At 56.2% G+C, this 22,172-nt stretch carries 19 protein-coding genes, 1 tRNA gene and 1 pseudogene; 11 read left to right on the top strand and 10 right to left on the bottom strand.

All coding sequences use genetic code 11. The annotated features are described in order from the left end of the window. The first annotated feature begins 12 nt into the window (after positions 1–12). The 7 genes from soxC to AC2FLE_RS07400 all read left to right on the top strand — a co-directional run bounded on the left by soxC (position 13) and on the right by AC2FLE_RS07400 (position 7,432). Positions 13–1,275 (top strand): sulfite dehydrogenase, encoded by a 1,263-nt coding sequence (gene soxC / locus AC2FLE_RS07430; RefSeq protein WP_496696175.1) that lies wholly within the window; start codon positions 13–15, stop codon positions 1,273–1,275. Further along, complete coding sequence (locus AC2FLE_RS07425) at positions 1,259–2,584, top strand: c-type cytochrome (RefSeq protein WP_496696173.1); 1,326 nt, start codon at positions 1,259–1,261, stop codon at positions 2,582–2,584. Before soxC ends, AC2FLE_RS07425 begins: the two co-directional genes overlap by 17 nt. A 2-nt stretch (positions 2,585–2,586) precedes the next feature. Next, positions 2,587–3,291, top strand: a complete 705-nt coding sequence (locus AC2FLE_RS07420; protein WP_142635858.1) for a c-type cytochrome — start codon at positions 2,587–2,589, stop codon at positions 3,289–3,291. 27 nt (positions 3,292–3,318) lie between these two features. Further along, positions 3,319–4,581, top strand: coding sequence for an FCSD flavin-binding domain-containing protein (locus AC2FLE_RS07415; protein WP_496696171.1), 1,263 nt, complete (start codon positions 3,319–3,321; stop codon positions 4,579–4,581). Positions 4,582–4,661: 80 nt separating this feature from the next. Continuing rightward, a complete protein-coding gene (locus tag AC2FLE_RS07410; protein ID WP_496696169.1) occupies positions 4,662–5,096 on the top strand; it encodes a DUF302 domain-containing protein in 435 nt (144 codons plus the stop codon). Position 5,097: 1 nt separating this feature from the next. Next, positions 5,098–6,321, top strand: coding sequence for a 5-aminolevulinate synthase (hemA, locus tag AC2FLE_RS07405; RefSeq protein WP_496696167.1), 1,224 nt, complete (start codon positions 5,098–5,100; stop codon positions 6,319–6,321). 52 nt (positions 6,322–6,373) lie between these two features. Then, entirely contained in the window at positions 6,374–7,432 is a 1,059-nt protein-coding gene (locus tag AC2FLE_RS07400) for a YeeE/YedE family protein (RefSeq protein WP_496696165.1), read from the top strand. A gap of 1 nt (position 7,433) precedes the next feature. Here the strand turns inward: AC2FLE_RS07400 and AC2FLE_RS07395 are convergent, their stop codons facing one another. From AC2FLE_RS07395 to AC2FLE_RS07360, 8 genes are all read right to left on the bottom strand, one after another. Further along, positions 7,434–8,378 carry an MBL fold metallo-hydrolase gene (locus tag AC2FLE_RS07395; protein ID WP_496696163.1) on the bottom strand — a complete coding sequence of 315 codons (945 nt, stop codon included), beginning with the start codon at positions 8,376–8,378 and terminating at the stop codon, positions 7,434–7,436. Then, positions 8,375–9,208 carry an MBL fold metallo-hydrolase gene (locus AC2FLE_RS07390; protein ID WP_496696161.1) on the bottom strand — a complete coding sequence of 278 codons (834 nt, stop codon included), beginning with the start codon at positions 9,206–9,208 and terminating at the stop codon, positions 8,375–8,377. Before AC2FLE_RS07390 ends, AC2FLE_RS07395 begins: the two co-directional genes overlap by 4 nt. Before the next feature lie 434 nt (positions 9,209–9,642). After that, positions 9,643–9,719, bottom strand: a tRNA-Met gene (locus AC2FLE_RS07385). Positions 9,720–9,801: 82 nt separating this feature from the next. Then, positions 9,802–10,776: an alpha/beta fold hydrolase gene (locus AC2FLE_RS07380; protein WP_496696160.1), complete on the bottom strand. Its 975-nt coding sequence runs from the start codon at positions 10,774–10,776 to the stop codon at positions 9,802–9,804. Positions 10,777–10,878: 102 nt separating this feature from the next. Then, positions 10,879–13,299, bottom strand: a complete 2,421-nt coding sequence (locus tag AC2FLE_RS07375) for a GcvT family protein (RefSeq protein WP_496696158.1) — start codon at positions 13,297–13,299, stop codon at positions 10,879–10,881. A 125-nt stretch (positions 13,300–13,424) separates the two neighbouring features. Next, entirely contained in the window at positions 13,425–13,649 is a 225-nt protein-coding gene (locus AC2FLE_RS07370; protein ID WP_496691672.1) for a hypothetical protein, read from the bottom strand. 47 nt (positions 13,650–13,696) lie between these two features. Next, complete coding sequence (locus AC2FLE_RS07365; protein WP_496691671.1) at positions 13,697–14,851, bottom strand: aromatic ring-hydroxylating oxygenase subunit alpha; 1,155 nt, start codon at positions 14,849–14,851, stop codon at positions 13,697–13,699. 91 nt (positions 14,852–14,942) lie between these two features. Further along, on the bottom strand, positions 14,943–15,848 hold the full coding sequence (locus AC2FLE_RS07360) for a LysR substrate-binding domain-containing protein (RefSeq protein WP_282021563.1): 906 nt from the start codon (positions 15,846–15,848) through the stop codon (positions 14,943–14,945). 143 nt (positions 15,849–15,991) lie between these two features. Here AC2FLE_RS07360 and AC2FLE_RS07355 point away from each other — a divergent pair. The 4 genes and pseudogenes from AC2FLE_RS07355 to AC2FLE_RS07340 all read left to right on the top strand — a co-directional run. Beyond that, positions 15,992–16,141, top strand: a pseudogene (locus tag AC2FLE_RS07355) (BCCT family transporter); the annotation flags it as partial. A 122-nt stretch (positions 16,142–16,263) separates the two neighbouring features. After that, complete coding sequence (locus AC2FLE_RS07350; RefSeq protein ID WP_142635980.1) at positions 16,264–17,805, top strand: trimethylamine methyltransferase family protein; 1,542 nt, start codon at positions 16,264–16,266, stop codon at positions 17,803–17,805. Between the two features lie 67 nt (positions 17,806–17,872). After that, positions 17,873–18,604 carry an SDR family NAD(P)-dependent oxidoreductase gene (locus AC2FLE_RS07345; protein WP_271948145.1) on the top strand — a complete coding sequence of 244 codons (732 nt, stop codon included), beginning with the start codon at positions 17,873–17,875 and terminating at the stop codon, positions 18,602–18,604. Next, complete coding sequence (locus tag AC2FLE_RS07340) at positions 18,601–19,335, top strand: SDR family NAD(P)-dependent oxidoreductase (protein ID WP_496696155.1); 735 nt, start codon at positions 18,601–18,603, stop codon at positions 19,333–19,335. Before AC2FLE_RS07345 ends, AC2FLE_RS07340 begins: the two co-directional genes overlap by 4 nt. Here AC2FLE_RS07340 and AC2FLE_RS07335 read toward each other — a convergent pair whose 3' ends face one another. Both AC2FLE_RS07335 and AC2FLE_RS07330 read right to left on the bottom strand, forming a co-directional pair. Continuing rightward, the gene (locus AC2FLE_RS07335; RefSeq protein ID WP_496696153.1) at positions 19,336–20,676 is read right to left on the bottom strand and encodes an NAD(P)/FAD-dependent oxidoreductase; all 1,341 of its coding nucleotides are present in this window, start codon (positions 20,674–20,676) and stop codon (positions 19,336–19,338) included. It lies immediately after the preceding gene. Continuing rightward, positions 20,673–22,169 (bottom strand): aldehyde dehydrogenase, encoded by a 1,497-nt coding sequence (locus AC2FLE_RS07330; RefSeq protein WP_496696151.1) that lies wholly within the window; start codon positions 22,167–22,169, stop codon positions 20,673–20,675. Before AC2FLE_RS07330 ends, AC2FLE_RS07335 begins: the two co-directional genes overlap by 4 nt. Between the last annotated feature and the right edge of the window lie 3 nt (positions 22,170–22,172).

Here is a 22,172-nt window from a genome sequence, read left to right as displayed (position 1 = left end):
GACCTAAGAGATATGGATGACGCGTTCAAACCGTCCCGCCGGGCCTTCCTGAAAGGCAGTGCCGCGGTTGCCGCAGGATCCGTTGCAGGTGCGGCAGCGGCAGAAACACCCGACCCACTGATAACAGAGCTTCAGGATTGGGCATCTTATACGGGGGCAGGTGTTGATGAGACGCCTTATGGCATGCCGATCAGCTTTGAATCCCATGTCGTGCGCCGCAATGTGGAATGGCTGACCGCCTCTCCGATTTCGTCGATCAACTTCACGCCGATCCACGCGCTCGATGGCACGATCACTCCGCAGGGATGCGCCTTTGAGCGTCACCATTCAGGTGCGATTGAGCTGCGCAAGGAGGACTACCGCCTGATGATCAACGGGCTGGTTGATCACCCGCTTGTCTTTACATACGAAGACATTGAGCGGTTCCCGCGCGAAAACCACGTGTATTTCTGCGAATGTGCGGCGAACACGGGCATGGAGTGGGCTGGTGCGCAACTCAACGGCGTCCAATTTACTCATGGCATGATTCACAACATGGAATACACCGGTGTTCCGCTGCGCGCGCTGTTGCAGGAAGCAGGTGCCGACATCTCACCTGACAAATGGGTCTATGTTGAGGGCGCAGATGCGTCGTCCAATGGCCGCTCTATCCCGATGGAAAAAGCGCTGGATGACGTGTTGGTTGCCTTCAAGGCGAATGGCGAAGCGCTGCGGATGGAGCATGGGTACCCTGTGCGTCTCGTGGTGCCGGGTTGGGAAGGCAACATGTGGGTCAAGTGGCTGCGCCGGATCGAGGTTGTCGATATGGCGGTCGAAAGCCGCGAAGAAACATCAAAATACACCGATGTTTACGTCGATGGCACGGCCCAGAAATGGACTTGGGTGATGGATGCTAAATCTGTCATCACCTCACCCAGCCCGCAAATGCCGATCAAACACGGACCGGGTCCGCTGGTCATTTCCGGGCTTGCCTGGTCAGGCCACGGACAAATTACACGGGTCGATGTGTCAAAGGACGGTGGGATCACATGGGAGACGGCGCGTCTTGGTAAGCAGGGCGACACCAAGGCTCTTACACGTTTCTATCTCGATACGAACTGGGACGGGGCGCCAATGCTTTTGCAGGCCCGGGCGATAGACGAGACCGGTTATGTGCAACCAACCAAAGACCAGTTGCGTGAAAAACGCGGAGAAAACTCGGTCTACCACAACAACTGTATCCAGACTTGGTACGTGAGCGCAGAAGGGATCGCCGAGAATGTTGAAGTCTCTTAGTCATGTTTTCCTGCCCGTATTTGGCGGTACGGCGTTGGTGCTTGCGGTAGCTGTGTCTTTCGCGAACCGGAACTACGGCCACTCGAAGATTGAGACATTGGAGACCCGGATAGGGCAGGTTGAGGCGCATGCAGCAGTTGCCCAGGGGAATGCGGAAGCAGAATCCAAACGAGCAGCCGAACTGGAGATCAAAGTCGAAGAAATCCAGGCAGCGGCGGCAGAACGGGTCGCCAATGGTGCGAACTTGACCGCATCCGCGCCCATCCACGAGAGCAGCCTTGGGCTTGGGCGGTCGGCACTGAAGGAAGAGATTGCGGCCTGGGACGTTGACGTCTTGCCTGATGGGCGTGGCCTACCCGTAGGTTCAGGCGACGTCTGGACCGGAGAAGAGGTGTTTGTCGCCCGCTGTGCGTCATGCCACGGTGAATTTGCCGAAGGTGCAGATAACTGGCCTGTTCTGGCCGGTGGGTTTGACACGCTTGCAGACGAAGATCCTGTAAAAACCGTTGGGTCATATTGGCCACATTTGTCGACTGCCTGGGATTACATTTCCCGCTCAATGCCCTTTGGTGAAGCGGGCACGCTGACAGCGGATGAGACCTACGCAATTGTCGCATACATCCTCTACTCCAATGATTTGGTGGATGACGATTTCGAGCTAAACAACGAAAACTTCGCCGAGTTCAAAATGTACAATATGGACGGTTTCGTAGTCGATGTACGACCCGAGACCGAATACACTGAATGGCGCGAAGAGCCTTGCATGGAGAACTGCAAGGCAGAGACCGCCGTCACGATGCGTTCTGTTTTTCTGGTTGAGACTCCCGCGGAGGGTGGTTCGAACTCGGTCATGAATAATGCCAGCCCGGATGAGTTGCCGACGTTTTCGGCAGAAGGCCCCTCGTTCATTCCAACTGCAGCGCCAAAGCCTGATGAAGAGGCCGCAGCCATACCGGCCGCTCAAGAAACCGAAGTGACAGACGAGGTTACAGAACTGGCTGCTGCCGGAGAGAAAGTCTTTAAGAAGTGTAAATCCTGCCATCAAATTGGTGAAGGTGCAAAGCACAGCACTGGGCCTGCTCTGAACGGGGTAATCGGAGCTAATGCTGGATCGGTCGAGGGCTTCAAATACTCCAAAGCGATGCAGGCGTCTGCGGAGGCAGGACTTGTCTGGACCGATGAAGAAATGACTGCCTTTCTTACGAAGCCAAAGGAATACATGAAAGGCACAAGGATGTCTTTTGCAGGTCTTAGAAAACAGGACGATATCGAAGCTTTGATCATCTATCTTAAGACGTTTGGAAGTTGACGATGCGTTGGTCGAACGCGCTTGTCTGTGCCGCGTTCTTTGGGGCTACTGCTTCATCGACCTACGCTGCAGAAGACCTTGGCGATGCTGAGGCAGGGAAAGCCGTGTTCGCCAAATGCAAAGGCTGTCATCAGGTTGGAAAGGGGGCCGAAAACAAAATCGGTCCGCATCTGAATGGGATTTTTGGGCGCAGGGCAGCTGGTCTGGATGGCTTTAGCTATTCCAAAAGCCTTGCGCGCGCGGGTAGCTCGGGTCTGGAGTGGCACGCTGACACACTGTCTGCGTACATCGAAAACCCACGTGCATTCGCGTCAGGCACCAGGATGAGTTTTGGTGGCCTGAAAGACCCGGAAGACCGCGCCAACGTGATCGCCTATTTGCGGGATTTTTCCGACAATCCTCAGGACATCCCAGAAGCGGACCCGACGGCGAAGGGCACGGATCATTCTATCGACCCCGCGATCTTGGCGATTCAAGGAGATCCGGAGTACGGCGCATATCTCAGCAGCGAATGTACAACGTGCCATCAGATCGACGGAGGCGATGAGGGCATTCCCTCGATCGTGTACTGGCCTGACGAAGACTTCGTGGTCGCCATGCACGCATATAAAGACAAACAGCGGCCACACCCGGTCATGCGAATGATTGCCGGACGGCTGAGCAATGACGAGATCGCGGCATTGGCTGCCTACTTCAATAATCCATAGTGACTGTGTCCAAGAGGAGGAAACGCGATGACGCTAAATAGACGAGTATTTCTTGGAGCCGCCGGGGTGGTAGCAGCCGGTTTATCGGCACCGATGGTGTTGGCGCAAGGCAAACCACGTGTGGTAATTGTCGGCGGCGGTGCGGGCGGTGCAACTGCTGCGCGCTACATCGCAAAAGACAGCAGGGGTGATATCGACGTAACGTTGATCGAGCCGTCGCGGACCTATTACACCTGTTTCTTCTCAAACCTGTATCTGGGAGGGTTTCAGGAGCTTTCGGACATTGCCCACAGCTATGGCACGCTTGCCGCGAACTACGGCATCAACGTGGTGCATGATTGGGCCACAGGGGTGGATCGCGATGCCAAGACGGTGTCCTTGGCAGGTGGCGGGTCTGTTCCATATGACAAGCTGATCCTGAGCCCGGGTATCGACTTTGTTGATGGTGCGGTCGAGGGCTGGGACGTCTCGGCGCAAAATAAAATGCCGCATGCGTACAAGGCTGGATCTCAGACCGAGCTTCTCAAGGCGCAGATCATGGCAATGCCCGAAGGCGGTACATTTGCAATGGTCGCGCCACCGAATCCGTACCGTTGCCCACCCGGACCGTATGAGCGGGTTTCAATGGTTGCGCATGTTCTGAAGGCGAACAACCCGACTGCAAAGATCATCGTTGCCGACCCGAAACCGAAGTTTTCCAAGATGTCATTGTTCCAAGAGGGTTGGGCCAACCACTACGAAGGAATGGTTGACTGGATCGGCGAAGATTTCGGCGGCGGCAATGTCGCCGTAAACCCGGATGCAATGACCGTTACTATCGACGGCGAAGAAACCAAGGTCGATGTCTGCAACGTGATCCCAGCGATGAAAGCCGGACGCATTGCGGAAATGGCAGGGGTGACCGATGGCAACTGGGCACCCGTGAACGCCGCGGATATGTCCTCCAAAGCCGACCTGGATATCTACGTTCTTGGTGACGCCAGCCAACAGGGTGACATGCCCAAATCCGGCTTCTCGGCCAACAGTCAGGCGAAAGTCTGTGCGAATGCCGTGCGAGGTGCGTTGACCGGGTCCAAAGTTTTTCCGGCCAAGTTCTCCAACACGTGCTGGTCGCTCATCGACACCGATGATGGTGTCAAGGTTGGCGCAACTTACGAAGCGACTCCCGAAAAGATTGCCAAAGTGGACGGCTTTATCAGCCAGACCGGCGAAGATGCGGACTTGAGAAGAGCAACTTATGAAGAGTCGCTGGGTTGGTACGCTGGTATCACTTCAGACATGTTCGGTTAAGGCATTCAGGGGCTTTGACTGGTGTCAAAGACCTTGATGAGCAATCTGAGAAGATGCGGCTCAAGAGGAGGATTAAAATCATGAAACACTTTATCGCTGTAGCCGCGTTTTCCACTGTTCTGGCGAGCCATGCGTTTGCGGAAGAGATCATCACTGCGCCATTTGACGGCAGTTTTGATGATGCAACCTTCGCCGTCGAGTCCGCGATTGTCGGACAGGGACTGGTCATCGACCATGTAAGCCACGTAGGCGACATGTTGAATCGCACGGGAGCTGATGTCGGCAGTGACAAGCAGATATTTGCGGCCGCAGACATCTTCATTTTCTGCTCGGCAAAAATATCGCGCGAGGTGATGGAAGCCGACCCTATGAATATCGGATTCTGCCCCTACGGGATTTTTGTAGCCGAGGACGACAGTGGCGTGATGGTGGGATATCGAGGCTACCCTGACGGGCCAATGCAAAAGGTTCAGACCCTGTTATCCGAGATCGTCGAAGAGGCCGTAGGGAATTGAAATGAACTATCAGCAGTTTTTTCGTGATCAACTGGACCAGCTTCGAGAGGAAGGGAACTATAGGGTCTTTGCGGATCTCGGAAGGCAGTGCGGTGCATTCCCGACCGCGCGCAATTACGCAGAAGACGGTCCCGAAAAAGTCACTGTCTGGTGCTCAAATGATTATCTTGGCATGGGTCAACACCCCTGCATTCTTGCAGCAATGCACCAAGCGATTGATGAGTGTGGTGCCGGGGCGGGTGGTACGCGGAATATCTCTGGAACCACTCACGAGCACGTTTTGCTGGAACAGGAACTTGCCGACTTGCACTGCAAAGAGGCGGCATTGCTATTTACGTCCGGCTACGTTTCAAACTGGGCGGCTCTCGGAACTTTGGCCTCCCGCATTCCTGGTATCACCGTACTGTCAGACGAGTTGAACCATGCCTCGATGATTGAGGGAATTCGCCACAGCCGTTGTCAAAAGCGGATCTGGAAGCACAATGATATTGCAGACCTTGAAAGGCAGCTTGCTGACATTCCAGCCAACGCACCAAAGCTCATTGCGTTCGAAAGCGTCTATTCCATGGATGGTGATATAGCGCCAGTTGCCGAGATCTGTGATCTGGCGGATCGCTATGGCGCGATGACCTATTTGGATGAGGTTCACGCCGTAGGGCTTTATGGACCGCGCGGCGGTGGCATCGCCGAACGTGAAGGCCTGATGGATCGCCTAACCGTTATCGAGGGGACATTAGGCAAAGCCTTCGGTGTCGTCGGTGGATACATCGCGGCGTCGAAAGAGCTTGTGGACTTCGTCCGGTCCTTTGCCAGCGGGTTTATCTTTACCACTGCATTGCCTCCGGCCATAGCCGCAGGTGCGGCAGCCTCGGTTCGGCACCTGAAGCAAAGCAATGCGGAACGATATCTGCACCAGCAGCGAGTGCGCGAAGTTAGAGACAGGCTGGACGAACTGAGTATTCCCCATACTCCGAACCCAAGTCACATCATTCCGGTCATGGTCGGCGATCCGGTTAAGTGTCGCTTCATCTCTGATGTACTGATGCGTGACTATGGAATTTACATCCAGCCGATCAACTATCCAACCGTTCCCAAGGGAACGGAGCGTCTACGGATTACACCGTCGCCGGTGCATTCAACTGAAGACGTGGATCGACTGGTATCTGCATTGGGTGAGTTGTGGACGCAATGCCAGTTGGCGCGCAGGCCAATGGTCGCGCAATGACAACTTGACCGAAGACAAGGATGCACACGTTACGAAGTGAGAGTTTCTGTTGATGGAGAGACTCATCGATCTGTTGGGAGACTCTGGCGCTTTGGCATTTGCCGGAGTGCTCGTCGGTATCTTGTTTGGCGTGACGGCTCAGAAGTCTCACTTTTGTTTAAGAGCGTCGGCAGTCGAAGTCGCTGAAGGCGAGTTAGGTCCCCGCTTGGCGGTTTGGCTGATCGCCTTCACCACTGCGCTCGCCTTGGTACAGGCGCTTATCGCGTTTGAGTGGCTAGACCTTTCCGAGACACGTGCAATCGCGTCGACAGGTAGCCTGAGCGGCGCGGTAATTGGTGGAGCGATGTTTGGCGCAGGCATGGTTCTGGCGCGTGGATGTGCATCTCGTCTTTTGGTATTAGCCTCCTGCGGTAATCTGCGCGCCCTGGTTGCGGGATTGGTTTTGACCTTAGTGGCTCAAGCCGCCTACACAGGTGTTCTTAGTCCCGCCCGCGAGTTGCTGTCTGGTATCTGGGCTGTCCCAGGAGGCGCGCCGCGTGATCTTTCAGAAATACTTGGGTTCTCGCCAACGGTTTATACAGCCGTTGCAGCGTTGGGATTGGTGTCGGCCATTGTCTTTGCGTCCCACCGGAAAGTCGCGCCTATAAGGATCATAGCGGCCGCAGGAGTTGGCCTGGCTGTGGCGCTCGGCTGGTTGATAACATTTGCCATCGCGCAAGCATCTTTTGAAGTCGTGCCTGTGTCTTCAGTCACGTTTACCGGACCGGCCACGGACACACTAATGGCGTTGGTTGCAAGTCGAAACGTTGTGTTGTCCTTCGGTATCGGCCTTGTCCCAGGCGTAGTAATTGGCGCGGCAGGCACAGCCTTGACTGCAGGGGAGTGGAGGATCGAACGATTTGGCTCGGATACTCCGATGGAACGCTACCTCGTAGGGGCTGTTCTCATGGGGTTTGGGGCCATGCTGGCGGGAGGTTGCGCGGTGGGTGCCGGGCTTTCAGGAGGGTCCGCTCTGTCATTGACCGCATGGGTTGCCGTATTTTTCATGTGGGTCGGGGCGATCAGCACGCATAGACTATTGATGCTAATCCCTGTTCCGCAACATTCCTGAGCTACTCGAATTCCATCTGTTCGAAAACGCGCCCTGCATTTTTCGTGGCCAGTTCTTCAAACGTGTCCAGGTTGGCATAAGGTGACTGATCGACGTAGTAAGCCTCAGCCAGATCACCTCCTGCATCCATATGCTCTTGAATTTTGCCGCGCAGATATACCAGATAGTCGCGTGTATAGCGGCGCACCTGACCCATGTTCGTAGGATGGCCGTGTCCCGGTATAACATAAGTGGCATCTAAAGCCTCGAATTCGGTGTCCCAAGTTTCAAGCCAATCCGCTGTATAGGTGTCTTGAAAGATTGGCAGCATGCGTTCGTGAAACGCCATGTCGCCCGCAATGACAAGGCCTTGGTTCGGCAACCAGATCGAGATATCGCCGGGACTATGGGCAGGGCCGAGGTACTTTGCCTCAATCCGGAATTCACCCATCTCAACCACGTACTCATCATCGAATGTCTCGGTTGGGCCGGCCAGGAATGTTCCGTCTGCCTTGTCCTGATTGTGTCGCTGCATTCCCTGCAGTATTTGCGGGCCATATTCCTCGAATTCGGCCGCTGCTTCTGAATGTGCGATGATCGGAATGCCGAGTTCTGACCAGTAAGCGTTGCCGAGCATCGCGTGCCCCTGGCCATTCTCGTTGAAGACAAGTCTGACCGGCTGATCCGTGATGGCCTGAATTTCCTTGTGAAGCGCTTCGGCAAGGACATAGGCTGCACCGCCGTTTATGACGACCACACCTTCACCGGTTACAATGAAGCTGAGGTTGTTGTTGTGACCAGAGTTCTCGTAGGTCGGTGGGGCGGTTGCGCCAATGGCGGAATAGACGCCAGGGAAATACTCGACCGGTTTGGAATACAGCACGCTTTGCGGATATTGGTCTGCAATTTCCTCGCTTGCCCAAGCTGGTGCGGCCAAGGCCAAGGCAATCGCAAGCGTTCGTATCATGTTGGTTCTCCAATGAACTTATACGCAGAGCCAGTTTTTTCGACCCGGCCGATTCCACCATTCGGCAGGTGGAAGCCAATTATCTTCATTTGCTCGCGAGAAATCTGATCTAGCAGCAAACTACGAGTTGCTGCAGCTGCCTGTGGATCCTGATCCGTGCCACTGTGCCAATCAGGCCGTTCAAAAGCCACGTGTGGATTTCCCAACGCATCGCCGACAACCATCACGGATTCACTGCCGCTGCGGATTTCAAACGCCATGTGGCCGGGTGTGTGCCCAAAGCTTGCACGGGCGGCAATGCCTGGAAGGATCTCTTGTCCGTCGTCAAAGAACGCCACCTGATCCTCAATTTCTGCCATCCGGCGCTTCGCGCCTACAGCGAACGCAGCGCGATCTTCTCCTATTGAATCTATCGTTGAAGGGTTCCACCAATAGTCCCACTCTTTACGGCCAAAGTGATGCGTCGCGTTGGGGAAAAGCAGGTCGTCGAAGTCATCCAAAATGCCCCAGATGTGATCCGGGTGCGCATGGGTGAAAATCACGTGCGAAACGTCTTCGGGCGACAGGCCGATTGTTTCAACAGTTTCCATAAGTTTGCCAGACGTGGGCATGAAATCCGGCCCAGCTCCGACATCGAATAGCACCGTGTTTATACCATCACGATAGAGCGCCACGTTGCACTCTGGCTCGTACTTGGTCGCGTCCACTCGATTGCGATTCAGAAGCTGCTCGAGTTCTTCTTTCGGCATGGACCCAAAGATCATTTCCGGTGGCAATGACAGGTACCCGTCTGATACGGTTGAAATCCGAGCTGAAGAGCCGAGTTGCAACTCGGCCCTCACGATCCTGGATTGAGTACCAAGCATCCCAAGGCAAGCGGCGCTGTACAAGAAAGTGCGGCGAGAAAATGTATTTCCATCCATACACAATCAATAAAATGAATGTTATTATTTGTAAATGGAGAAAGAAAGGCTGTGTGTGCAAAGCTGCTTTCGTCTTGATCACTAAGAAGTCTACTCAACTTCTTCGGTACCGGCGGGTAAGTTAGCGATTACACCGGTGCCCCTGAGAGCCTGCATCTCAACTCTTGGAGCGTAATGGGACTGGTTGCGGCGTGTGGCGTTTCCCGCTTTTTCGTGACGATTCCCAGTTCTTTTTGAACACAAAATTCGTCTGCTGTTACCCAAAATGCCACCCAAACCATGTTTGCGGTACGAGAGAGCAACGCTGAGTTCACGTTTCTAACTGATATGTTATGGGAATTTGGTAGCGGAGGAGGGACTTGAACCCCCGACACGCGGATTATGATTCCGCTGCTCTAACCAACTGAGCTACTCCGCCATGAGTGAATGGCGATTTAAGGGAGGGGTTGGGGAGGGTCAAGAGGGAAATGGCGCCTTTGTTGGGAATATTTTAGCTGGGACTAATCCGAATTTGTCACAACCGTCGCCCTGAGTTCTGTATTTTGTACCACGCCGCGAATGAAGTTGTTGCAGATGTCCGGGACTGTCAGGGGGATCATATGGCCCAGCCTGTCGATCTGTTCAAAACTCAGACCAAACGCCTGCATTGATTCACCGTGTTGCTTGGCTGACAAGAGCGCATCCTGTGCTCCAAACAATATGGCGCCAGGCACTTTCAGGTCGCCATAACGGGCGACCTGCGTCGGCATGCTCTGTTCAATCCCGATCACATCCTGCGAGGCGCTGATAAACGCGGATGGACGCATCCCCAAAGCGCCGCCGGCGCGGTCCAGAAAGTCTTGGGGCGCGGGTTCTGGCGCAAAAACCGCGCTAAGGGTGTGCGGTGCGGTTTTTGCAGCCAGCGGGACGGCAATCGTGTTACCGATCAGACTGCGCATCCATTCTGTTCGGATTTCAAGCGGTTTGAACACGGCAGGAGGCCCGGGCATCGCCTGTGTGAGCGGAGCCAGCAGGGCCAGAGCCTTGATCTTGTCCGGGTAATCCAGCGCCATCGCCAGAGAAACCGCGCCACCCAGCGAATGGCCGACCAGAATTGGGTTGCTGACCCCCTTTGCCTCTAGAAATTCATGTATCATGCGGCCCTGTTCGGGCAACCGCCCAAGCTCTGCCGTCTCACGAGTTGAGTATCCGCAACCGGGGCGATCCACGGCAATGACGTGAAAATCCTCGGCCAGTTTATCCATCAAGGCGTAGGTGAAATGTTGCAATTGCCCGGCCAGCCCATGAATGAGCACAACCGTCTGATTGGAAGGGTCGCCCTTTTCCACATAGTGAATATCGCCGCCACGCACGGGAATGATCTCCCCCGGTTGCGGAACACGCATCCGGCCGTCACGGGTCAGCTTGCGTGTCCAAAGGTTCATCGCAACAAGAAACAGTGCAATGAACAGCGCAATAGTCAGTAAGATTGTCATCAGCCTATCCTCTGGATGGAGCAGATCAGATTACTGGCCGGATAGCGCCACAACCCGAAGGCAATGTCCACAGCTCGCTTTAAGGATCTAATGCGGACTGGGTTAGCCGCGCAAGATCGTCCCAGTTGGATCAAAGGGCGGTTCTTTCAGGATCGTTGCCCTATGCGGGCGCCCTAATACCATGACCTCGACCCTATCGCCTGCCTCGGCACCCGAAACATAGCCCAAGGCCAGCGACATACCCACGGAATAGCCATAAGCACCCGATGTCACCCGACCAATTCCGCGCCCGTCCATGAAAATGGGTTCGCCTCCGGTCGCGTCAGCGTTCGAAGCTGCGGTGTCGGCTTCGTCCAGATGCAGCAGGACAAGCTGCTCTCTGGCTGGAGAGGTCGTGGCAGTATTGGCGGCATCTTTGTTCAGGAACGATTTGTCGAATTTGCACAACCGGTCCAACCCGACCTCGTGTGGCCAGTATTCGGGGCTGTATTCGCGCCCCCAAGACCCATAGCCCTTTTCGATCCTCAGCGACATCAGTGCGCGGCTGCCAACTGGGCCTGCGCCGAACTCTTTTCCGGTCTCGATCAGCGCCTCATACAGGCGGAGCTGATCTTTCGCGGCGCAATGCACCTCCCAGCCCAGATCGCCGGTGAAGGAGACACGCAGCGCCAGGACCGCAATTCCGGCGATCTCGATCTGTTGCGAGCGCATGAAGGGGAAATCCTCGGGGCTGAGCGAGGTATTCGTAAGCCGTTGCAGGATTTCCCGCGATTTCGGTCCAGCCACGTTAAAGCCGCAAGTCTCTTCGGTGCGGCTTTCGAAACGGGTGCCGTCGGGCAGAGGAACCTGTTTGAAGAACCGTTTGTGATAGCGTTCGGCCATGCCCGAGCCGATGATCCAGAATTCGTCGTCGGCCAAGCGCGTCACGGTGAAATCGCCAGCAATACCACCACGTTTTGAGATCAGCGGGGTCAGGCAGGATCGACCAACCGATCTCGGCATGGAATTTGCGAATACGGCATTAAGCCAACCCTCGGCTCCCGGACCTTTGCAAACATATTTGGCAAAGTTTGAGATGTCGATGATCCCGGCCCGATCGCGCAGCATCCGGCATTCCGCGCCCACCGGTTCCCACCAGTTCTGGCGGGTGAATCCGTTGGTGTCCGTGGCGCCGGGCGCTTCTGCGAACCACAGCGGGTGTTCCCATCCGACATTCAGGCCAAAGACGGCACCCATGTCCTTTTGCCTGTCATAAATCGGGCGGGTCCGGGCAGGGCGTCCTGCGCTGCGTTCTTCATTTGGGAAGTGGATTGCAAAGCGGTGTGCGTACTGGTCCTGCACGCGGGCTTTGGTGAAATCTTTCGTAGCCCATGTGTCGAACCGCGCCACGTCCCAGGCGAACATGTCGTATTGGGTTTCGCCTTCGATGATCCACTGCGCCGCCATCAGGCCCATGCCACCCGATTGCGAGAATCCCGGGATGATGCCGTTGCAGCAGAAATAGCCGTCGACCTCGGGCACTGGTCCCATCAGAACGTTGGCATCGGGTGACCAGATCATCGGTCCGTTGATGACCCGTTTGATCCCGGCGTCGCCCACGGCAGGTACGCGTTCGATGGCGTTCATCATATTCTCTTCGATCCGCTCCAGATCGTCGGGAAACAGATCATGGGCAAAATCCAGGGGTGTGCCGTCCTCGGCCCAGAATTTCATATCCTTTTCATAAGCCCCCACCAAAAGGCCCTGACCTTCCTGCCGCAAATAGTACTCGCCATCGCGGTCACTGACCGAGGGCAGGCGGGTATCATGCGCCGCGACGTCAGCCATGGTTTCGGTGACAAAATACTGATGCTCGGTCGGTTGCAGGGGTAGCTCGATCCCGGCCAACATGGCAACTTCGCGGCCCCACAGACCGGCGGCATTCACAACCCACGGCGTTTGGATGTCCCCCTTAGGGGTGCGCACGATCCAGGTGCCATCTTCTTGCTGATCTGTCGCAGTGACCGGCGTAAAGCGGTGGATTTCGGCCCCACGCTGGCGCGCACCGACAGCGTAGGCGTTGGTGACCCCTGAGGGATCAACATTACCGCCATCAGGTTCGTACATGACACATCGGATGCCATCGTAATTGACCAGCGGGTTCAGACGCTGCGCCTCTTCGATGCTGATCTCATAGAAATTCATCCCGTACAGCTTGGCCTTGGCGGCCTGTATCCTCAGCTGGTGTTCGCGCTCTTCGGTTTGGGCCAGATATAACGAGCCGGGCTGGAACACGCCGCAGCTTTGGCCGGTTTCAGCCTCAAGCTCTTTGTACAGCGTCATCGTATAGTGTTGGATGCGGCTGATATTGGTGCTGTCATGAAGTCCGTGGATGTTCGCCGCCGCGTGCCAGGTCGAGCCGGATGTCAGTTCATCCCGTTCCAACAGCACCACGTCTGACCACCCCGATTTGGTCAGGTGATACAGGATCGAGCACCCAATCACACCACCGCCGATTACCACTGCCTGTGCATTTGTCTTCATGAGTCTGTCATCCAAAATTTTGGTCTTGTCGTCATGTGTTACCAGTACTGAACCCAAGACAACGGGTTTAAATTTCACGTGGGATTGAACAGATATAACCCAAGGCTAGCCTCCGATGTCCACCACTATGCACGTCCATACGCGACCAGTCTGTGGTTCAATTCATCTGTTTCAGAGGCCCCGGCTTCCAGGGCGAATACAAAGGCGTGGGTCAGGTAAAAACAGGCCGCGTCGATATCTTGCACCGCTTCGCATTCATCTGCTGCAATAGTGTAATAGCGGACCAACGCGGCAGGATCATCATGATCATGCGCCTCAAGTAGCAAGCGATCCAATTCTGTTCTGTCCATCGGGTCTCCGTCGCATCTGGCCAGTCAAGCATGGCCAGACAGCTGGTTCAGTCGGCGCGACCGCTTTCAATCTGCGTCGCAACCCAGTGATGGAAATTATGGGTCGGACCATCCATCACCGGAGAGAACCGACCGCCGTCGAACAACATTCCGTGCCGACCCTTTTGCATCCCTTCAACAACGAACACATCCTCTTCAAACACAGTTTTCCATTGCTGGGCGTTTGCCGCCCTCAGGCCATCATGTTCAGGTGTGTCTTCGATGCTTTTGGCATAATAAAGCTCGATATGCTCAACGGTATTTTCGTGATCAACCGGTTCCAGGACAATGGCAAAGGCATGGTCACGCTGCACACCCAAAAGAACATTTGGATACACGGCCACATACTCTGCGCCCTCATTCCATTGATCGCTTAGCCCGTCGAAATCGGCGAATGTGGTGCCGTCATGGTCAGTGAGTTGTCGATAGACCAGCGTGCCTTGACCGGAATAATGCCCGCGCATTTCGATGTTATAGTGATCTTCAAGTCGCGAATAACTGTTCAGGCCGGGATGCACCCAGGGCAGGTGATAGCTTTCGCAATAGTTCTCAACCGCCAGCTTCCAGTTGGTCTTGACCTCCAACTTGAACGAAGAGGCCTCACCGCCGTGATGTACTGGTTGATCAAACTCTTTCCAGCGTTCCAATAAGGCGGCGTGCGCCTCTTCGAATTCGGGTGCATTGCCGTCCACATTAACAAAGACCACGTCCCGCCAGACATAAGAGCGAATACGGATAAGGCCTAGAGATTTGCGATCCACGTCCTCATGGGTGTTGTGACCGGCGCCGCCAACATGTGGCGTCGCACGCAGCTCTCCCTTCAGGCTGTAGCACCAGCTGTGATAGGGGCAACGGATCGCGCCACTTATCTTGCGAGGGGTATCGACAAGGATCATCCCGCGGTGACGGCAGGTATTTTGAAATACGCCAACCTCACCATCCCGATCCCGCACGATTAGTAAAGGCATGCCTAGGAAATCGACCGGCATGGCATCGCCTTCCTCGGGCACGTCTTTGCCAAAGCCGATCCCGGACCAGTTGGCGTACAAAACCGATCTACGCTCTTCGGCGAAAAGTGCCGGGTCGATATAGTGTTCGTTTGGCAGGCCGTTTGCGACATTCACATCGACCAGAACGGAAGACAGCGCAGTATGCTTGTTCATCGGGCTCTCCTGCAGGTGTTGCTTGGTCTCTATTGGCGGATACGCTGGCATCCACTCAATATCAGAAAACCTCATCACAGGGTGATTTCACCTAAACCGAACCGTCCTGAACCTCTTGAATGATCCAATCTTTCAGCGCCCGGGCACTTTCGGACAAGTCTTCATCCGAGCGGCCAACCAGATAAAACTGGTTTGGAGCGATCTGGAGGTGGGGCCCGATTGCCACCAGCTTTCCCGATTGCAGCATGGGTTGGATCAAGCGTTGCCATCCAAGAACCAGCCCGGCCCCCTTACGCGCCCGCTGGAGGGCTACCGAATAGCTGTTCACACGAGAATCGATCGGAATGGTTCCCGTGTACCCGAGTTGTTGAAACCATTCGGGCCAAGTGGTCCAGCTGCGGTCTTCAGAGTCCAGATGTATCAGTCGTTCAGCTGCGAGATCTTCAAGGCTTGCACCGGCCAACCGATCCGCCACCTCTGGGCAGGCGACGGGGACCAGACAATCCCGAAACAGAGGAGTGTGCGAAAGGTCACCGTTGCCGTCCCGGCCGTAGCGAATAAAGAAATCGATATCCGGCCGATCCCGAAATGGTCGATCCTGTGAAAGCTGGTCAACATTTACTTCAGGCATTTCGCGCCAGAACCGGATTACCGATGGCGACAACCAAAGAGCAGCCACTGCAGTGGTTGATCCTACGGTTACCTTTTCGACGGTGGCACGGTCGCGGATTGTTGCCAGTGTTTTTGAGATGCGGGTAAACGAAGAAGCCAGCGCGTCATACAGCGCTTTGCCGTCTTCCGTCAGTTCGACCCCTCGGTGTTTGCGCTGGAACAAGGCGGTGCCAAGATCACCTTCCAACGCTTTGATCTGATGACTGACCGCGCCCGGCGTCACTGACAGTTCTTCAGCCGCATTCTTGAAGCTTAGATGGCGCGCAGCGGCTTCGAAGGCCGACAGCGTGGTGAGTGGCGGCAGATTATAGTGGCGTCTGGACATGACAGGTGTAGCCGTTGGTGGTCTTCAGGTTAATTATTCTCACTCAAATATTGGACTTTTTAAGATTGTGCGCCAGAAGAAATTTTCAAAAACGATGATGTCGAGTGCCTTGTTTCCGATGCGTGCCGTCAAAATCAGGTAATGTTTCTGTGACGACCGGGTTTGGTGTCAGCCAGTTCATTGACGGTTCTTATGCAATCACCGGCATGGAGTGGATCATAGATATGGGCGGAGATGATCCCGAGCCAAGCAAGGTTGAACTGATAGCAGGTCTAGTCGTCATCATGGGTCTGTAGATCATTTCGGCGGTTTCGGGTGCGGGTCGCTTCCTGCAAACATGTATCGCAATTAGTGAGGCTTGCTTTGACCAAATACCGCAATCTTTTGGGGAGGATTGGAGGATCGCCCTGTGAATATGCGTACCATGACCCGAACCGGTGGCCGCGCGGCCCGGCGCGCGCTGCGCTCTGCTCCGAATTTCGAGATGTTGCCCGGCCTGACCCGAGGCATCCCCCTATGCGAGGTGATGGATGGCAGCCAGATCGACAGGATCGACAGCGCCTCAATGGATATTCTCGAGAATGTCGGTGTTCAGTTTCGCGATGCAATCGCACTGGAGGATTGGAAAAAAGCTGGCGCAAAGGTCGAGGGCGAACTGGTCTATCTGGACCGGGGCCTGGTCCGAGAGCTGATCGCCACCATTCCCAGCACCTTCACTTATCATGCACGCGATCCAAACAAGAACGTGCGACTGGGCGGACGGCACTCGATCTTTGTGCCGATGACCGGCGCGCCCTTTCTGCGCGATCTCGATGACGTGAGGCGTAATCCGACGCTCGATGATCTGGCAATGTTCCACAAACTAAGCCACATGCTGCCGGCGATGCATTCCTCGGCGCATCACATTGTCGAACCTTACGACCACCCGATCAGTCAGCGACATTTGCGCATTACCTATTCGTCGATGAAACATTCGGACAAGACGTTCATGGGTATGACCACCTCGCCCAGAAACGCCGAAGACGTCATTGAGATGTGTGCGATCCTGTTCGGGGAAGATTTCATTGAAGATCACCCGGTCACCACGGGAAACTGCAACGGAAACTCTCCGCTGGTCTGGGATGAAACGATGCTGGGCGCGATGCGGGCCTTTTCTCGCCGCAATCAGCCTGTCTTGTGCTCGCCCTTTGTGCTGGGCGGGGCCAATACGCCCGCATCGGTTCCCGCCACAGTGGCGCAGTTGAACGCCGAAGCACTGAGCGCGCTGGCCTATACCCAAGTCATTCGCAAAGGTGCTCCGGCGATTTACGGGCACTACCTGTCGACGGTGTCGATGAAATCAGGTGCCCCGATGGCCGGCACGCCCGAGATCAGTCTGATGAACTTTATGATCGGGCAGATGGCCCGGTTCTACGACGTTCCATGGCGCACCTCGAACACGCTGGGTGGGGCCAAGACATTTGATGCGCAGGCCGGGTACGAATCCGCCACGACGCTGCAGGCGGTTCTTCATTCCGGTGCGAACTATATTTGGCATTCGGCGGGCTGGAATGAAGCTGGGATGCATTGTTCCACCGCCAAGTTCATTGTCGATGCTGAACAATGTGCGATGGCTTATCGCATGGCAGAAGGCCCGCAATGGGATGATTTCGACCAAGCTCTTGCCGCCATTCCAGAGGTCGGTCCAGGCGGGCACTATCTGGGTCATCCGCACACGCAGGACAATTTTCAAACGGCGTTTTTCATGCCCGAGATGTTCGACAATAACTCGATTGAGCAATGGGTGGCAGAAGGCGGGGTTGAGATCACTGAGCGCGCGTTGAAGCACGCGCGCAAGCTGCTGGCCGAATACCAGGAACCGACACTGGACGTGGCCAAAAACGAGGCCCTGCTGGACTATATTGCCCGGCGAGAACGGGAAATTCCCGCCGCTGACGAGCTGAACCAAACCTATTAAAGATTTCGCCTTGGACCTATCCCGACTGCATTGTCGGGTGGGTTTCCATTTAGCACTCGGAGGGAAAATGGAGCTGACGGGCAAAACAGCGCTCATCACAGGGGCTGCGGGCGGCATCGGATCTGCTATTGCACAGCGGATGCGGCAGGCAGGAGCACGAGTTGCGGTTGCGGACGTTTCGGTTGAGGGTATCGAGGCCGACGCCCATTTGCCCGGCGATTTGCGCGAGAGTGCTTATGCAGATGCATTGCCGCAACATGCGGCGGATGCGCTGGGCGGGCTGGATATCGTTGTCAACAATGCGGGGGTCATCACCCGCGGAGCGGTGACCGAGACCTCGGATACCGACTGGGCATTGTCGCTGGGCGTGAATGTCGAGGCGCCCTTTCGCATCTGTCGCGCCGCAATCCCGATCATGGCGGCGCGTGGTGGTGGCGCGATCGTGAACACCGCGTCATGCTGGGGCCTGCGCCCTGGGCCGAACCATGCGGTCTATTGCATGACCAAGGCAGCCATTGCGTCGTTGACACAATGCATGGGTATGGACCACGCCCATCAGGGCATCCGCATTAACGCCGTCTGCCCGAATGAAGTAAACACGCCGATGCTGCGGTCGGGGTTTGAAAAACGCGGCTTCGATCCGGATACTGCCGTGGCAGAGCTGGGCCGGACGGTGCCCTTGGGGCGTATCGCCGAGCCCGAAGATATTGCTGATGTGGTGATGTTTCTTGCCTCGGACGCCGCGCGCTATGTGTGTGGGGCATTGCTGGAAGTGAACGGAGGAAAACCGGTTTCATGACGCGATTTACCGGCAAAACCGCACTGGTCACGGGCGGGCGCAGCGGTATCGGACGCGCCATCGCGGAACGTTTGCAACACGAAGGTGCACGGGTCTTTACCGCGCAACGTGGGAGCGATCCGGAATTCGAAGGGTTCGAGGCCGATTTCAGAGATCCCCACAGCCCGCAAACGGTGGTCAATCAGGTCGTTGATCTGTCCGGGCGATTGGACATTCTGGTCAATAATGCAGGCATGATGCAGGAAGCCGGCGTCGAGCAGATGAGCCTTGCAGACTGGCAGCGCACGCTGACAGTCAACCTCACGGCCCCGTTCCTGCTGATCAAGGCGGCGCTGCCCCATCTACGGCGGGCGGGCGGGGCGATTGTCAATATCGGCTCGATTGAGGGGCTGGGCAGCAATCCCGGCCATGCTGCCTATAGCGCATCCAAAGCCGGGTTGCATGGCCTGACACGAGCGGTGGCCGTGGATCATGGGGCAGAGGGCATTCGTTGCAACGCCGTGGCCCCTGGCTGGATCGACACCGAGTTGAACGTGGATTTCATCGCCTCAATGCCGGACCCGGAGACATTTCACGAGGATATCAAGCGCATACACCCCGTTGCCCGAACCGGAAGCCCGCAAGAGGTTGCGGCGCTGGTCGCCTTCCTGGCGTCGGATGATGCCAGCTTTATCACCGGGCAGGTCTACACAGTCGACGGAGGCCGCATGGCCAAGCTGAGCCTGCCCTGATCACTCGTCCCGCGCGCGCCATTCTTTCCAGCGCAACACCGCATTGGCACCGATCTCGCGGAATGGTTTTGGGGGCAGGCGTTTGGGTTGATCCTGGGCGTCGAAATACCGGGTGATATTCGAGCTGTGGCCGCAGGCGCGTTCTGCCGCCGCGATACCGGTCAGGGTGCCGCGCGCCGTGCCTAGCCCATTCTGGACGCAACCGGAAATCACGCCCTGTTCGACCTCTCGCGCGACGGAAACGCCGTTCAGGCTGAGGCAGAGATGACCGGCCCAGTGATATTGCATGTCCAGCCCCGCCAACTGCGGAAATCGCTGGTCGAATTTGCGCTGCATCACCCGCGAGGCGCGCGCCAGATCACCAGCAGTTGAGGTCATGCCCGGGCGCAGGGCCGCGCAGGTACGGGTTATGATCCGATTGCCGCCCTGCGCCGTATCAATGCGCCGCATCGTTGTACCCAACGGATCAGATGGTGTGACACTCCAGCGGGGTTGCCCCCCAAGCCGCGACAGCACTTCGGCGTCCAGCTCAGGGGTCATTGCCGCAAAAAGGAACAGTTGCATCAGTCGGTCGCGCTCAATCCCAAAGCTTTCCAGATGCCCGTTCACCGTCAGGATGACTGTACCAGTGCTGACGGTACCGCGCGCGGTTTTTACCAGCCACGCACCGCCTTGCTTCTCAAACCCGGTCACGCCAGAGCTCTCGTACAATGCAATGCCATCCTTGATCAGTCCCGCAGCCAGACCGCGAATATAGCCTGCTGGTTGCAACATAACCGTGCCGGGTGTGTATAGCCCCGACCGATAGTGGCGCGACCCTGTCAGGGCGTGCATCTGCTGTTGGTCGAGCATTTCACTGGTCTCACCCAAAGTGCTGAGATGATGCGCATAGCTGATATTATGTGCATGTCCCGCCGCGCTCACCGCTCCGTTAACCTTGCCAGCCGGATCAAAGAAATTCGGGTCGATCTGATATTGCTCGACCGCCGATCGGGCAAAATCAATTGCAAGTCGGTTTAATGTGATCATGGTGCGATCATCCCCCGGCCCGGAATAATTGTCCGAGGCCAGGTCATGTGGCAGATCGATCATAAAACCCGTATTGCGCCCCGCAGCCCCTTCGGCCACGCGGCCAGCCTCAAGCACGACAATCTTTGCGTCGCTTTGCAGCTGCCTCAAACGCTGTGCCGCTGACAATCCTGCGAAACCGGCACCAACAATCACGACATCCGCCGTCAGATCACCATCCAGTTCTTGGGCCGGGAGTGGATCGCCTAATATGACGCTCCAGGCCGCAGGTCCGCGATGGACTGGCAGGGTTCGGGCGGCATAGCTGCTCAATCCACGGCCTCATCCGCATCGTCGGACAGGTCGAACCAGATGGTTTTTAGCTGGGTATACTGGTCATGCGCATGGATCGAGTTGTCGCGCCCACCAAAGCCAGACTGTTTATAGCCGCCAAAGGGCGTGGTGATATCGCCCTCACCAAAACTGTTCACAGTCACCGTTCCCGCCCGGATCATCCGCGCCCCGCGAATGGCGCGTTTCGCATTGGCTGTGAAGATCGACGCACACAAACCATACTCGGTATCGTTGGCGATCTTGATGGCCTCATCAAAGCTGGAAACCGTGATCACCGAAAGAATGGGACCAAAGATTTCGTCACGTGCCAGGATGGCGTCATTGCCAGGGAGTTCGACTACGGTGGCCTCGACAAAGCCATTGTCCGCTTTGCCTCCGATCACCACGTTTTCGGCCTGATCCAGGTATCCGCAGACCTTATCGAAATGAGCTTCGCTGACCATTGCGCCCAATCGTGTTTCCGGGTTCAGAGGCTCGCCGACATTCCATTGCTTTACATGATGGGCGATGCGGTCGAGCAACTCGGCCTTTATGTCCTTGTGGACAATCAGGCGGGACGTGGCCGAGCAGTTCTCACCCATATTCCAGAACGCACCGTTGACGATATGTGCCGCCACGCGGTCCAGATTTTCCGCATCTTCCATCACAATGGCCGGATTCTTGCCGCCCATTTCAAGCACCACCTCTTTGGCGTTGCTTTCCGCCGAATAGCTCAGAAACCGTTTGCCAGTCACGGTTGAACCGGTGAAGGACACTATATCGATATCCATGTGCCGTCCGATAGGTTCGCCCACCTCGGCACCTGCGCCGGGGACGATGTTTAGCACGCCGCGTGGCAGACCGGCTTCCATCGCCAGTTCGGCCAGCCGCAATGCCGTCAGTGAAGTCTCCTCGGCCGGTTTCACCACCACCGAGCAGCCCGCAGCCAGAGCGGGCCCGATCTTCCATGCCAGCATCAGCAATGGGAAATTCCAGGGCAGGACTAGCCCGACAACGCCAATCGGCTCGCGCACAACCAAAGCGATGTGGTCGTCACTGGCGGGCGAGACCTGATCATAGATCTTGTCGATCGCCTCAGCGTGCCATTTCAGGCAATGAATGGTCTCGGGCAGGTCGACGGTCTCACAGTCAAAGATGGTCTTGCCACTGTCGATACTTTCCATCACCGCCAGTTCACGTGAATTGCGTGTGATCAGTTTGGTCAACCGGATCAGCACATTTTTGCGCTCGGATGGGTGCAGCCTCGACCAGCGGCCATCTTCGAACGCTTCGCGCGCCTTCTCGACGGCAAAATCCACGTCCGCTACACCGCAGGCGGCAATGTTGGCCAATTTCTTGTTGGTCGCCGGGTTAACCGTTGTGAAGGACTGCCCGGAAATCGCCGGGCGGTACGCGCCATCAATAAAGGCGCCGGTTGGCAAGGTCAGACCCGCGGCGATGGAGTCGTATTCGTCCTGCGTCAGCAATGTCATACC

It is taken from the genome of Ruegeria sp. CDSA077, assembly GCF_059612265.1.
This window is presented reverse-complemented; position numbering and strand designations above follow the sequence as displayed.